Consider the following 13,083-nt stretch of genomic DNA (forward strand, 5'->3'; position numbering starts at 1 on the left):
ATTACACCTTCTCAAGATTCGTTAGTTTCAACAGGCCATATTCATAGGAATACCTAATCAAAAAAGTCTCCCGTACATCAGACATCAAATCCGCACCAACAAAACGCCTCATCTGTCCCATTACTTTTACACTTAAATGTTTGATATCAATTTCAAAGGTCGATGGATAAAACACGCTGGATAAATGTTCGTGATTGATTTGTTCGACCTCCTTTACCAGTTGTGTTCTGATGTCGCCATACAATGAGGGGGCTACATATCCTAAGAGCGCATTAAATTGGTAAGTAGCCGAACTTGACGTGATATTAAAACGAAGTTGCGTTAGGAAATTGGTCATATCTCTTAAATAGCCCTCCGAAACACCTGCTCCAGAGAGCGTAAATTCTTGAGATATTTTAGGTGGGATGAAATGGGTTTCGTGTCTGCTATGGGCATAATGCAATAAAGCTACGATGGTAATTGATTGCATGAATGTCATAGCAAGCAACACACTACTAATACTTATGAGCAAAACTCTGGTCTTTTTTTCCTTCATCAACTCTGATTTTTTTTGTTCTATTTTCATTCTGTTACCCCAAAAACGCTCTAATCCATGACGGTGGTGTTGCCCGCAACTTAGGCGATAAAGAAAAGAACCAATAAAAAAGGTGGATATAAAAATAGGGACCTTCATTCCCCTTCATGCGTTTCATCAAAAATAGAAACGCACAGGTTAGAATCAATGAGGTAACAAAAAAACCACAAACAGCCCCAAATACGTAGAGAGTTAATGCCGCGACCATGACCTCATCGAGTGTAAAAATAATCAATCGATAAGGTTCATTAAGATATTGAGGCGTTTTGTATTTTTTCGGATCTTCCATCTTAAACCCCTGCCAGCATTGCAACGACGTTTAGAAAAATAGCCATCGCTCCAACACCGCCAAGCGTCTTAATATTTCGGGTAAACATCAAAGTAACAACAGCCGCTACTGCTTCTCCGACATAAAGATAGGTTTTTATCGAACCATTGTAGGTGTCCTTAACTACTTCCTCTGCAGAAGATAAAGCATCTGCTGCAAAGGTTCCTTGAGCCATTATTAGCAAGCAAATAAGTATAAAAATCTTGCCTGTGTGAGCGTTGATACTGCTTAACACGTTACTTCTGAACTGATTTAATAAAGACATGTGACCCCTCCTTTTTAATGGTGATTGAGGATTGATTGCTGCATTGACGGACAAAACCTCTTAGTTGGATCGACCAAACCATCTTGCTTTTCAGATTGAATTTTTTGATATATTTCATAACGGTGGATTGGTACTGAATTAGGTGCATTAAAAGCAATGCGTACCTGATTCCCTTTACACGCTAGAACCGTGATAAATATATCCTCTCCAATAACAATGCTTTCACCAACTCTTCTAGTTAGACTCAACATCTTCTTCTCCTTTTTAGTTAACTTTCATATTTAAAATTTGTTTTATTTTCTGCAAATGGGTTTTAGCAACTTCTGGGTTATTGTTTTTTGGAGATTCATCAGGTATAAAAAATGAGCTCCTCTTAGAACAGTTTTTACAAAAATCAATAAATTGGGGTAAGGTTGGCGGTAATTCCTTATTTTTTCGACATAACTCAATTGCCAGCTCAAGAATGTTATCCGCATAGCCAAGTAGTCCTTGTTGCCATTCACTTTTAACAAAAACTAAAAACTCATCGCTTTTAAATTGACTACGCCAAACCTGTCCGTACATAGCTGCAAACCTCAAAAATAAGCGATCAATACGCTTGTGATGTTCCTCGGTAGGCGCTGAGTTCGATGATGTTGCTGTCATCGGCTTCTTCAATGCCTGATTTACATGACTCCCAGAAGCTGTCTCTAATGGGTTGTTTCTGATAATTTGTTTTATGGACTGCATTATTTGTCTCCTGACACATATCACTCTGAATCTCATCTTCCCAGCAATGTTGTGCTAACCAATTGGCAGGAAATTTCCAAGCAGCCACCCATTGACCTTGGTTATGCTGTTGCTGATAAAACTGGATTTGTTGTTGTAAAGATGAATAAATTTGCGTTAATAACTCAGCAGTGGGATTAAGAGCTTGAAATGCTTCCCATGCTTTCTGCTTTGATTTTTTTAGTGGATACAAATCCCAAAATTTTTCGAATTGTGATAATAAAAAAATATAATAATTATCTTCTTTTAGAGGTGTGTCGGCTTTTGGTGATTTATCTATGTCGGGTTTTAGTGCGCCTGTCTTTGATAAGCTTGTATTTATAAGGCCTTGCTGATTGTTAGATAGGTCTAGTTGCTGTGTCGGGTTTAGGTCTACTTTATTTTGGACAAAATAACCCATTGTGGCTAAATCACATTTTAAAATTAATTTTAAGCCTTCGGACTGTAATGTAATAAGCCCCGCGCGTCCCAAAGCAGATAAGGCGCGGCGTATTTGCATGCGCGAACAGCTCTCGCTTTTAATGCCTTGGTGCGGCTCAATATAAAGTTGCTCAGCGATCGATTGATAACTGATTCCACGTTTTATGCCAACTAAGCCTGTTTTAACGTCCATATAAGGCCGTATTCCTCTTAAATAAGCAAGTTGCTGGTTATGTGGTAAACCACAAAGGGCAGCTAATTCCTCACTATTAATCAAAAAATCCATTGTTAACTCTCAATCCGTGTATAAATTCGTTATTATTTTATTTCTATGGTATATTTACTAATATCAATCAATATTGTTGTACGATACGTGTAAATAATAATTTCAATTTAACACATAAAGTACGAATGTCAATTTAAATTTTCACTTATTGGGATAAATTGGTTTAACTAATATGAATATAAAAGAAAAAATTGGTCAAAGAATTCATGAGGAGCGTTTAGCTAGGGGGTTGACTAGAAAAGCTCTTGAGGAGTTAACTGATGATCTTAAGCAATCCAGAATTAGTAATTGGGAGCGTGGTGATAGAACTCCTGGGCCAGAAGAAATAAAACAACTGGCTAAAGCACTGGATGTGTCACCTGCTTATTTGATGTGCCTAACCGACGAGAAGAGACCGAAAAAAATTCCAGGATTAGGAGCGTTGATTCCAATACTTGATCACCAACAAGCCTGTGATCCGAAAAAATTCATTCAAACACTGAAAACTGAACACAATCAAGATGAAATAAGCTTTATCCCTATTTCTGCTGAACTCACTACTCGTATTGGAGAAAACGCATTTGCTCTAAAAATGAAAGATGAGAGCATGCACCCTGAATTGAGAGTAAATGATATTTTAATAATTGATCCTAACTCTGAACTCCAACCAGGAAGTTTAGTTGTAACACAGCTTAATGAAGACAATGAAGTTATTGTGCGAAGATATAAACAACTAGCCTTATCAAAGGAATTTAATCCATTTGAATTGCGTGCCGAAAATGATAATTGGGGCAATATAAAAATTGATAAAATAACTGATGCAATAATCATCGGCGTTATTGTCTGTATTGTGAGGTATGCTGGTAGATATTAATACAGTTAGCCTAATTAATTTGATTTTACTAGTGAAATGTTAACGGATAGTTCTAAGATTTTTAGGCTCATCCGACTTAACGATTTAACTACATATATTGCCCGCCATTAATATCAAGATTGGCACCCGTAATAAACCCAGATTCTGGGGAAGACAAGAAAGCCACGGCATTGGCAATCTCTTGCGGCTTGCCTAAACGGCCTACTGGAATGTGGGCAATAATTGACTTTAATATATCTTCTCTCATGGCAGAAAGCATTGGCGTTTCAATGTAGCCTGGCGAGATGGTATTCACAGTAATTCCTTTGCTTGCCACTTCTTGGGCTAAGCTCTTGCTAAAACCAAACAAGGCGGCTTTGGTGGCGGCGTAATTGCATTGACCAAATTGACCCTTGCGACCATTAATAGAAGAGATACTAATAATCCGCCCAGAGCCTTGCTCAAGCATAGCAGGCAACACATTACGCGTCATATTAAAGACACTGGTCAAATTAGCATCAATAACCTGCTGCCATTGCACCGAGGTCATTTTCTTTAGCGTCGTATCACAAGTAATGCCCGCATTATTTACCAATACATCAATACGTCCATAGCGCTCCATTAATAAATCGGTGAGTTTCTCACAATCAGCAAATTGAGTGGTATCACCATAAAGGATATCTACATCAAAACCGGCTTCTTTCTGAGTGTCTTTCCATCGTTTTGCTTCGTCATGTTTGCCGCCCTTAAAATAGCACGCAATGACTTGATAATCAGCTGCAAGACGTTGACATATTGCAGAACCTATCCCACCCGTACCTCCTGTTACAACTGCGGTCATTCGTTCCATAAACGACTCCTTCATTTTGAATGTTTATTAATGTTTTTTGGATAAAAAAATAAATGAATCGTTAGATAACCTCAACTTCTTCCGCCTGTGGGCCTTTTTGTCCTTTTCCAATTTTAAATAAAACACGGGCTCCTTCAGAAAGGTTTTTAAAGCCACTCCCTTGAATGGAACTGAAATGAACAAAATAATCTTTGCCACTACTCGCAATAAAGCCAAATCCTTTGTCGTTATTAAACCATTTCACCTTTCCACGTATTTTATCGGCCATATCGGTTATCCTAATGATAAGAAAATATAGTGTAGCACTTTTTTACCCTGTTGCCATATTAGTGCATCATTGTGGCAATACTTGAATATTGACTCTCTATTTGAGCATTTTAGGGTTGATTGTAATACACTTAAAAGAAAGGAGAAGCTGGCTTACTTTTAGGATCATCATATGGGTACACAGTACAGGGCAAACATTTATTATGGCGCGGATGAAATTGCCCATCAATCTGGCGATAATATGGAGCAATTATACGTATGGATGCTCGCTTATGTTGAGAAAACCTCTGGGGAAATTCATGGTGAAATCATAGATAATATAACGCATCAAGTGGTTAGGTAGTTTAAAAAACAATCGATAGAATAAAGAGTATTACTATGCGAATCCTCGGGACATTTAAAGTGATTATTGCTTTAGTTACATTAGTTAGTTCAATGCTTCTGTTTAGCTCTTGTGCCTCATCAACAGCAGCTGGCAGTTCACAAAATACCTCACAGACTGACAAAAGTGGTTATGGATGGCCAATGCTGGAGGGCATGGCGGACACGGTGGTGGGCATTGATTGAGAAGAGGATAATAAGTAAATATGAATAGGCAAAAAGAAAAGTGTATTTGTTAATGAAAAAATATCCAGATTGAATCAACAATATTCCTGCATGATCATCATACGCAAAAAAATCATACTCACATACGTTAGAAATATAGTATGGTGTTAGCCTTGTTCCAAATCATTTAAGCGCATTTGCGCATTAGCATTTCCTTGCTGAGCCGCTTTCCGAAGCCACTTCATTGACTCCGCATCATCTTTAGGAACACCTACCCCATCATGGTATACGGCCGCAAGGGCAAATTGTGCTTCGGGAACCCCTTGTTCTGCTGCCATACGAAAATACTGAACTGCTTTAGAATTATCTTGAAGAGCTCCTTTGCCAGTGACGTATTTCACACCAAGATTGTATTGGGCAATGGAATCCCCTTGTTCGGCTGCTTTGTTAAACCACTTAACCGCATCAACATCACTTTGCTGAATACCTCGTCCGGTAGCATACATAATCGCAAGGCTCCGTTGCGCCAAAACATTTCCTTGTTCCGCCGCTTTACTAAACCATTTCACTGCGTTCGCATCATTTTGCTCAATCCCTAAGCCCTCAGCATACCTTGTGCCTAAGTTGAATTGAGCCAAAGCCAATCCTTGCTGTGCTGCTTTATCAATCCATTGAGTTGCCTCAATGTCATTTCGTTGTACCCCTTTACCCTCTGCATACATGAAGCCAAGATGAAGTTGAGCCATCTTCTCTCCTTGTTCTGCGGCCTTACGAAACCATTCGAAGGCCTTGGTATCATTTTGTTGCGCCCCTTTTCCGTCAACATACAATGCAGCAAGATTCAGTTGAGCAAAAGGATCCCCTTGGTGAGCCGCTTTGCGAAACCACTTAAAGGCTTCAGTATAATCTCGCTTTATCCCCTTACCCGTGCCATACATGAGACCTAGATTGCGTTGTGCCATCGGTAATCCTTGATGTGCTGCTTTACGAAACCACTTCACTGCGTCGCTTTCATTTTTTGATACGCCTTTTCCAGTAACACACATCACACCAAGATTGTACTGGGCTATGACATCCCCTTGTTCCGCTGCTTTACGAAAATATTGAGCGGCTTCACGATCACTTTGCTGAACTCCCTTACCGAATGCGTACATAATGCCAAGGTTACGTTGCGCCACGGGTAATCCATGCTCGGCTGCTTGACGAAAACGCTTCACGGCCTCCACGTCATTTTGTGGCACATTACTACCCACAGCATAAGCTACACCACGATCATTTAAAATTGAAAAATGTTCATCTGAGGCTAAATCATCGCCAATAGGATGTTGGGATGCAGTACTTGTTTCTGCATAAGTATTCACAGGGACAATGGATGTCATTAGTAATAAAGCCAAATAAAAATAATGGGTTCGCATTTCATCTTGCCCTTCTCATTAAGAGCATCAATTGTATAATAAGCAAGAAAAAATTGCTCTACTCACCTACTGAATTTTATCAAAACGCTCAGCAAACCATCAGTCTCATTGCATCACAGTTAAACGATGAGGTACTTCAATGTGAGTAATAAATTATCTCATTGCCAACGTCAATATTCTCAATTGGTTTCTATGATAACGGGCTTTTCATAAACCGAATGATTCATGGTATTTAATCGTTTGATTGTGAGCATTATTTGAGAAGGGCATCGATAGGCACTTCCTTCAATGGAATGTATTTCGATGTCTGTATGCCGATTCGGACTCAACGTGTAGTATCTTTTAACCAAGGTTTGATGTTTTTCAAACACAACGACATTGGCATTGAATTTTTCCCCCTCATTTTTAAGAAAATTGACATCATCTTTTTTAAGATTCTTTTGCAATCCCCATGAAAATTGAAGCTTCATACCATGCACATCCTTACCCGATATTTTTCCCAGCAACTTACAATTTTTTGCAATTTGTGTGTTTTGACCATAGATAATCGTGATATTTTTCGCATCAGGCTCCAGAGGCCTTGGCATGCAACCCGTAAGAATGCTTAGTGCAAAAACAATCATTGAAAAAATAATTTGCTTCATCAGTAATCCTTTACAAAGTCCAACCCAAATTCGCCACCAGTAAATAAGAATCCCTTGTTTGATTCCCATATAAATTTTGGGTAACAGGCAGCCCGATACCCAATTGAAGAATCAATTTTTTTGAAGAAACCCATAACGAAGGCGTTATGTATACTACATTTCCTCCCGAGTTAAAATCGATGGCCCCATCGATTTTATTTCGCTGTGAATATTGCCCATCCGCTTCAACCATCCACGCAAACATCCATCCCTTGATGTTAATAAGGTGTCTTCCAAAACCACCCTGATAAAGAAATTGATTGCCAAACTTTGTGTCATTACGCTTCGTCGTTACTACGACCCCAGGTGATGCAAATGCGAACCAATCGACATACATACGAGATAGTGTACCACCTATAAAAAAACTTGGGGACCCAAAACCCGTTGGTGGTTGTTTTTGAGCAGAGCCCGTAGGGAGCGTAAGATTCATGACCAGGGTTGCTTGCTCTACAAAAGAAGACGTTTTTTTAGTATAAAAAGCATCTTCAAGTTGCAAAAAGGCATCTTCAAAGCCTGAAGATTTTTTTTCATTCTGCACATAACTCACAGCCATCGGTGCATTAATAAAAATTGATAAATCGTCGGTAATGCCATACAAAATACTGGGCATCACATCGACAAAATGTTTTTCTACCCCGGCAAAATCATCGGCAAATAGAAATAACAGTGTCTCATTTTTTTCAATAATATTTTGGCCAAAGCTGACTAAGGGACCGGGTTGTTGCGATAGAGGCAATGCAAAATTTCCAATCTTTGGTGGCTCATTGTCGGATTTTGTTTCTTTTTGAACTGGATGAGTACTGGCTCCATAAGTGAATAATGAAATAAATAAGCCAATCGTGAACACAAATAATCTCATTAACTCATCCTAAGAGAAGTCCATAAAAAACGAGGGGCAATTAAGGTCTTTTGTAATTTCATAGACTGTTCCATATCTGTTGCCGCATTTTGCCTGAAATTTATTAGGAGAACATCTTGCAATAATTCAACCATTAATCCTTAAGACTTCATTGAAGCTGATTTTATCTCAATACATTGTAATTCATGACTGGCATGTTCTGGAAGCATCAAGACACTTTAACATTAGACCTTACCCTTAAGAATTAGCCCCCTGTGCTTATGGTTGTGCTATTATTTAACGATACAACAGTCCGTTATTAGTCATATTTATTCAACAGTAATCCTTATATTCATTGCAAGGAGCATCGATATGCAAATTCAGAGAGCATTTAAAATGGTTATTGCTTTAATGGCATTAGTATCAACTCTGCTATTTACCTCTTGTGCCTCATCAATAACGACCGCTAATTCACAAAGTAACTCCCAAACTGCTCATAATGGGTATGGAGGACACAATACTGGAGGGCTGGGCTGGCATTGATACGGGTGACCTATATGTCTTTTGATTTTCATAATCAAAACTCATTAGAAGTGGTATAAATGGGTAGGAAGCTAACCCCACTTTTGCAAGTCCAAGCAGTAAACTGCTTCTCAACGCAATAAGCGGTCCCAGCAGATAATACAATTCATCCAACGGGCATGCTGTTGACCTTGAAATAGAGAAACTTTGGTGTGTCTATCCGATTAAAAAAGTTTGGGGATGAATGCAGGTGTTGCCTCTGCATACTGTTTATATTCTTCGCCAAATTCCCTAAAAGTCTCTTGTTCTTCTTTACGAGCCAGTTTCACATACATAGTGACCAGGATAGGAAACATAATTAAGGTCAGAATAGTCGGCCATTGCAATAAAAAACCGACCATTACGAGAATAAAACCATCATATTGCGGATGGCGAATTTTCTCATAAAGTCCTGTTGTGGCTAATTGTTGTTTTTTCTGGGCACGATAAAGAGTACCCCATGCTGAAGCAATTATCCAAAGACCACCAAGGATGAACACAAAACTTAAGATATGAAATACATCAAAGTGCGGATCCCCTTTCAAGCCCAAAAGGGTATGGAGTAAATGGCCGCTGTCATGACCATATAAATTAATTCCAGGGTAATGTCTGGTAAGCCATCCTGACAGCAAATAAATGGTTAAAGGAAAGCCATACATTTCGGTAAAATAGGCCACCACAAAGGCAGAAAAAGCCCCAAATGTGCGCCAATCACGCCCTGTTTTAAATTGAGTAAAGCTGTAAGCAAATAAAATGAAAATCGCCGAATTGACAATGACCAATAGCCAGAAGCCATAGGCATAAGAAGTATGCTCCATCGTTGTTACTCCTTGTTCTCAGATGAATGATTATCCTCGTCATCAGGCTTTTGATGATGAGGCTTGTCTCCATGCCCACCATGTCCTTTATGCATGAACAGATGCATCAGTGGGCAGAGTAAGATGAGGAGCAAAAAAGGTGAGGCACCTAGAAAACTGGCGATATGAGCCCCATGCTCAGTAATGAGATAATATCCGATAATGACAATGATAATTAGTGCAATCACCCCAGGAGCAGTGCGCCAAAAGTGTTGCTCTTCTTGGGGCTTTTGTTGTGGGTGATGCTGATGTTCCGATGACATGATGTTCACTCCCTTATTGAATTAGTCTTTAATATTATAGCCGCCATCCACATAGATAATTTGGCCGGTAATGGTTCGGGCTTGATTGGATACAAGAAAAGCTGTGGCCTCACCAATCGCATCTATAGTGACCAGCTGATGCAGAGGGGCTTCTTGGGCGGCTTTTTCCATCAAACTATCAAAATCCGCCAATCCTGATGCCGCACGTGTATTGATTGGGCCAGGGGAGATGGCATTGACTCTAATCTTTTTGCTGCCAAGCTCCATGGCCAGATAGCGTACTGTTGTTTCCAATGCCGCTTTGACCGGCCCCATGAGATTGTAGTTTTTTACCACTTTGTCAGCACCATAATAACTCATGGTGATTATTGAGCCCCCATCGGTCATTAGCGGTTCAGCAGCCTTTACCAAGCGGATGAACGAATGACACGAGACATCCATGGCAATCCCAAAGCCATCGCGTGAACAATCCACGACACGACCTTGTAAATCAGACTTAGGCGCAAAGGCAATGGCATGAATCATAAAATCCAGCGTTCCCCAGTTAGTTTTGATGCGCTGAAACAAGGCCTCTAATTGTGAATCATCGGTGACATCAAGAGGCATAAAGATTGGACAAGAAAGTCTATTTACTAAGGGCTGCACATACTGTTTTGTTTGCTCATTCTGATAGGTTATGGCCAATTCAGCGCCTGTTTCAGACAACACTTTAGCACATCCCCAAGCGATGGAATGTTCGTTCGCCACCCCAACAATCAATCCTTTTAAATGTGTCATCTGCTTTTTTCCTCGACATTTTCAAGAAGAGGCATCGTATGCATCGCCATGATTCGTTCTTCATTCGCCGGGATAATGCGCGTTTCAAATGGCTTAAGAAAGGCAAGATGGTGTAATACCTTATCACGCACAAAGACTGAGTTTTCACCAATTCCCCCAGTAAACACAATGCCATCAACACCACCCAATGCCACCGCCATCATCCCCATCCATTGGGCAGTTCGCATACAAAAATAATTGAGTGCAAATCGTGCTTCAGGCTCGCTACTGTCTTGCAACAGACGGACATCCTGCGTCCAATGCGACAATCCAAGAAGTCCAGACTCATGATAAAGGATAGACTCTATTTCCTCAGGAGGCAGATGAAGCTCACGCAGCATATAAATCACAGCACCCGGATCAAGACTGCCACAGCGTGTGCCCATCGGTACGCCATCAAGGGCTGTCATGCCCATAGTCGTATCCACACTGATGCCATGTTGCATCGCACAGAGACTTGCACCATTGCCAAGATGGGCTGCGATAATTCGTCCACATGCTAATTTGGGTTCATTTTGCTGTAAGGTATGAGCAATCCATTCGTATGAAAGACCATGAAAACCATAACGACGAATGCCTTGGTCGCGCAGTGTTTGTGGTAAGGCATATTCTGTAAACAAAGGCTCGTGATGGGCATGAAAGGCGGTATCAAAACACGCGATTTGCATGATATCTGGCCTAAGTTCGCTAATCATTTTAATTGCCGCAAGGTTATGCGATTGATGCAAGGGGGCTAAGGGACATAATTCCTCCAGTTGGACCATCACGTCCGGGGTGATGCGCACACTACGGGTGAAGCAAGTACCGCCATGAACTACTCGATGAGCTACCGTACTCACCTGCCAGCTTTGATTTTGCGCTTCCATCCAGTGCAGAATAAAATGCAAGGCACTTTCAGGCGTAGCGTCAGCAGGAAATGCTGTGGTATCCGCATGATTCTGAGTGTGCGTTTCATGGGTTACTGTAAATAAGGGTTTGCTCCCTAAATCATACACTTTGCCTTGAGCAAGAAGTGGTAGCGTTGGCTCCTTAGAAAACACTTGGAATTTTACACTGGAGGAGCCTGCATTAATCACCAAAATACACTCTTTTGTCTTAGGTATCATTTAATCTTCCCTGCCTTGCGTGCGGCGGCCATTTTGACGGCCAAGGCACAAGAGAAGAGCCTGGTTCGTAAGGAATCGGCGCGACTTACTAAAATGATGGGCACACGTGCACCTAAAACAATCCCGGCAGCATCTGCATGTCCTAAGAAAGTGAGCTGCTTTGCCAAAATGTTACCTGATTCAATTTCAGGGACGAGTAGAATATCGGCATCCCCTGCAACCGTTGAGACAATACCCTTATCCTCGGCAGCCTGCTTGCTGATAGCATTATCAAATGCCAGTGGGCCATCGAGAATACCATCGGTGATTTGGCCGCGATCCGCCATTTTACACAAGATTGCGGCATCAACGGTCGCCTGCATCTTAGGATTAACCAACTCTACCGCGGCAAGGATAGCGACTTTGGGCTTTTTATCTTCACCGCATAAGACACGCCACAGATTAATCGCGTTTTGACAGATATCGGCCTTCTCACTCGTACTGGGAGCAATATTAATTGCCGCATCCGTAATAATGAGTGGTTTATGATAAGACGGGACATCCATGACATAGGCATGGCTAATCCGGTATTGAGTACGCAGGTTGGAGGTGGTCGGCACGATGGCGGCTAACAACTCATGGGTGGTCAAAGCACCTTTCATGATGGCATCAACTTCACCAAGCGCTGCTAATTCCACCGCTTTACTGGCTGCGGCATCACTGTGTTCCGTATCAATGAGCTCCCATTGAGTAATGTCAATTTTTGCCTCGGTGGCTGCTGATTTAATTTTTTCTTTTGGGCCAATTAAAACAGGAATCATGAGTTTGGCCTTCACCGCATCAGTCACTGCTTCCAGCACATTGGCCTTTACCGGATGAACCACAGCGGTACGAACCGGTGTCATGCACTGGCACGTTTGAATAATGGCCTGAAACCGGTCATGATTATGAATTTCGACTTGGGGTAGGCTCGCTCTAGGCACTCTTATTTTTTGCGTTGGGGCCATCACCGTAGCCAAGCCTTCGACCACGATTTCACCACGCTGATTCACACCCTTACAGTCCAAGGTGACGATGGCTTGCTTCGCCCGTTTGTCACGCACAATGAGGGTGATGGTAATCTTATCGCCAATCCGTACTGGTTTCTTAAATTGGACATCTTGCTCCAGATAAATCGTTCCAGGTCCCGGTAAGATGGTTCCAAGCAATGCCGAAATCAGGGAACCCGACCACATGCCATGACCCACAATACCATGAAAAATGTCGCTTTGGGCGAATTTGGGATCCATGTGCGCCGGATTCACATCACCGGACATGGCCGCAAAAAGCTCAATGTCCTCTTGAGTGAGCGTCCTGCTGAGACTCGCCTGCTGCCCAAGGATGAGCTCATCAAAAGTGACATTCTCCAGAAATTCCTTATCCATCATTG

The 13,083-nt window shown here is 41.3% G+C and carries 20 protein-coding genes; 4 read left to right on the plus strand and 16 right to left on the minus strand.

Features of this window, described 5'->3' with window-relative positions; all coding sequences use genetic code 11:
• Position 1: 1 nt before the first annotated feature.
• Genes traE through LOX96_RS01920 form a run of 6 tightly spaced genes read right to left on the minus strand, consistent with a single transcriptional unit; the run spans position 2 to position 2,641 of the window.
• Complete coding sequence (gene traE, locus LOX96_RS01895) at positions 2–565, minus strand: type IV conjugative transfer system protein TraE (RefSeq protein WP_058387892.1); 564 nt, start codon at positions 563–565, stop codon at positions 2–4.
• A 4-nt stretch (positions 566–569) separates the two neighbouring features.
• On the minus strand, positions 570–863 hold the full coding sequence (gene traL / locus LOX96_RS01900; protein WP_058387893.1) for a type IV conjugative transfer system protein TraL: 294 nt from the start codon (positions 861–863) through the stop codon (positions 570–572).
• A gap of 1 nt (position 864) precedes the next feature.
• Positions 865–1,167, minus strand: coding sequence for a type IV conjugative transfer system pilin TraA (locus tag LOX96_RS01905; RefSeq protein WP_058387894.1), 303 nt, complete (start codon positions 1,165–1,167; stop codon positions 865–867).
• Positions 1,168–1,181: 14 nt separating this feature from the next.
• On the minus strand, positions 1,182–1,418 hold the full coding sequence (csrA, locus tag LOX96_RS01910) for a carbon storage regulator CsrA (RefSeq protein ID WP_058387895.1): 237 nt from the start codon (positions 1,416–1,418) through the stop codon (positions 1,182–1,184).
• Positions 1,419–1,431: 13 nt separating this feature from the next.
• Positions 1,432–1,812: a hypothetical protein gene (locus tag LOX96_RS01915; protein WP_065235800.1), complete on the minus strand. Its 381-nt coding sequence runs from the start codon at positions 1,810–1,812 to the stop codon at positions 1,432–1,434.
• A complete protein-coding gene (locus LOX96_RS01920) occupies positions 1,757–2,641 on the minus strand; it encodes a hypothetical protein (RefSeq protein ID WP_058387897.1) in 885 nt (294 codons plus the stop codon). Before LOX96_RS01920 ends, LOX96_RS01915 begins: the two co-directional genes overlap by 56 nt.
• 172 nt (positions 2,642–2,813) lie before the next feature.
• Here LOX96_RS01920 and LOX96_RS01925 point away from each other — a divergent pair, with 172 nt between their 5' ends.
• Positions 2,814–3,494, plus strand: coding sequence for a helix-turn-helix domain-containing protein (locus LOX96_RS01925; RefSeq protein WP_058387898.1), 681 nt, complete (start codon positions 2,814–2,816; stop codon positions 3,492–3,494).
• Between the two features lie 88 nt (positions 3,495–3,582).
• Here LOX96_RS01925 and phbB read toward each other — a convergent pair whose 3' ends face one another.
• Together phbB and LOX96_RS01935 are read right to left on the minus strand one after the other, a co-directional pair.
• Positions 3,583–4,323, minus strand: a complete 741-nt coding sequence (phbB, locus tag LOX96_RS01930) for an acetoacetyl-CoA reductase (RefSeq protein WP_058387899.1) — start codon at positions 4,321–4,323, stop codon at positions 3,583–3,585.
• A 61-nt stretch (positions 4,324–4,384) separates the two neighbouring features.
• Complete coding sequence (locus LOX96_RS01935) at positions 4,385–4,591, minus strand: cold-shock protein (RefSeq protein ID WP_058387900.1); 207 nt, start codon at positions 4,589–4,591, stop codon at positions 4,385–4,387.
• Between the two features lie 171 nt (positions 4,592–4,762).
• Here LOX96_RS01935 and LOX96_RS01940 point away from each other — a divergent pair, with 171 nt between their 5' ends.
• Both LOX96_RS01940 and LOX96_RS01945 read left to right on the plus strand, forming a co-directional pair.
• Positions 4,763–4,933 carry a hypothetical protein gene (locus tag LOX96_RS01940; RefSeq protein WP_167344179.1) on the plus strand — a complete coding sequence of 57 codons (171 nt, stop codon included), beginning with the start codon at positions 4,763–4,765 and terminating at the stop codon, positions 4,931–4,933.
• A gap of 35 nt (positions 4,934–4,968) precedes the next feature.
• On the plus strand, positions 4,969–5,157 hold the full coding sequence (locus LOX96_RS01945) for a hypothetical protein (RefSeq protein ID WP_058387901.1): 189 nt from the start codon (positions 4,969–4,971) through the stop codon (positions 5,155–5,157).
• A 146-nt stretch (positions 5,158–5,303) separates the two neighbouring features.
• Here the strand turns inward: LOX96_RS01945 and LOX96_RS01950 are convergent, their stop codons facing one another.
• The 3 genes from LOX96_RS01950 to LOX96_RS01960 form a co-directional block, all read right to left on the minus strand.
• A complete protein-coding gene (locus LOX96_RS01950; protein WP_058387902.1) occupies positions 5,304–6,551 on the minus strand; it encodes a tetratricopeptide repeat protein in 1,248 nt (415 codons plus the stop codon).
• A 179-nt stretch (positions 6,552–6,730) separates the two neighbouring features.
• On the minus strand, positions 6,731–7,195 hold the full coding sequence (locus LOX96_RS01955) for a DUF4156 domain-containing protein (protein WP_058387903.1): 465 nt from the start codon (positions 7,193–7,195) through the stop codon (positions 6,731–6,733).
• A gap of 10 nt (positions 7,196–7,205) precedes the next feature.
• Positions 7,206–8,093 (minus strand): hypothetical protein, encoded by an 888-nt coding sequence (locus LOX96_RS01960; protein WP_058387904.1) that lies wholly within the window; start codon positions 8,091–8,093, stop codon positions 7,206–7,208.
• A gap of 351 nt (positions 8,094–8,444) precedes the next feature.
• Here LOX96_RS01960 and LOX96_RS01965 point away from each other — a divergent pair, with 351 nt between their 5' ends.
• Entirely contained in the window at positions 8,445–8,615 is a 171-nt protein-coding gene (locus LOX96_RS01965) for a hypothetical protein (protein ID WP_167344180.1), read from the plus strand.
• A gap of 203 nt (positions 8,616–8,818) precedes the next feature.
• Here LOX96_RS01965 and LOX96_RS01970 read toward each other — a convergent pair whose 3' ends face one another.
• From LOX96_RS01970 to LOX96_RS01990, 5 genes are read right to left on the minus strand one after another with little or no spacing between them, the layout of a single operon-like run.
• A complete protein-coding gene (locus LOX96_RS01970) occupies positions 8,819–9,451 on the minus strand; it encodes a methyltransferase family protein (RefSeq protein WP_058387905.1) in 633 nt (210 codons plus the stop codon).
• A 5-nt stretch (positions 9,452–9,456) separates the two neighbouring features.
• A complete protein-coding gene (locus LOX96_RS01975) occupies positions 9,457–9,753 on the minus strand; it encodes a DUF2933 domain-containing protein (protein WP_058387906.1) in 297 nt (98 codons plus the stop codon).
• Between the two features lie 21 nt (positions 9,754–9,774).
• The gene (fabI, locus tag LOX96_RS01980) at positions 9,775–10,530 is read right to left on the minus strand and encodes an enoyl-ACP reductase FabI (RefSeq protein ID WP_058387907.1); all 756 of its coding nucleotides are present in this window, start codon (positions 10,528–10,530) and stop codon (positions 9,775–9,777) included.
• A complete protein-coding gene (locus LOX96_RS01985) occupies positions 10,527–11,675 on the minus strand; it encodes an acetate/propionate family kinase (RefSeq protein WP_250420759.1) in 1,149 nt (382 codons plus the stop codon). The genes fabI and LOX96_RS01985 overlap by 4 nt, the downstream gene beginning before the upstream one ends.
• Positions 11,672–13,078 carry a bifunctional enoyl-CoA hydratase/phosphate acetyltransferase gene (locus LOX96_RS01990; protein WP_250420813.1) on the minus strand — a complete coding sequence of 469 codons (1,407 nt, stop codon included), beginning with the start codon at positions 13,076–13,078 and terminating at the stop codon, positions 11,672–11,674. Before LOX96_RS01990 ends, LOX96_RS01985 begins: the two co-directional genes overlap by 4 nt.
• Positions 13,079–13,083 lie beyond the last annotated feature (5 nt).

This window comes from Legionella maioricensis, assembly GCF_023618015.1.
Taxonomy (GTDB): domain Bacteria; phylum Pseudomonadota; class Gammaproteobacteria; order Legionellales; family Legionellaceae; genus Legionella; species Legionella maioricensis.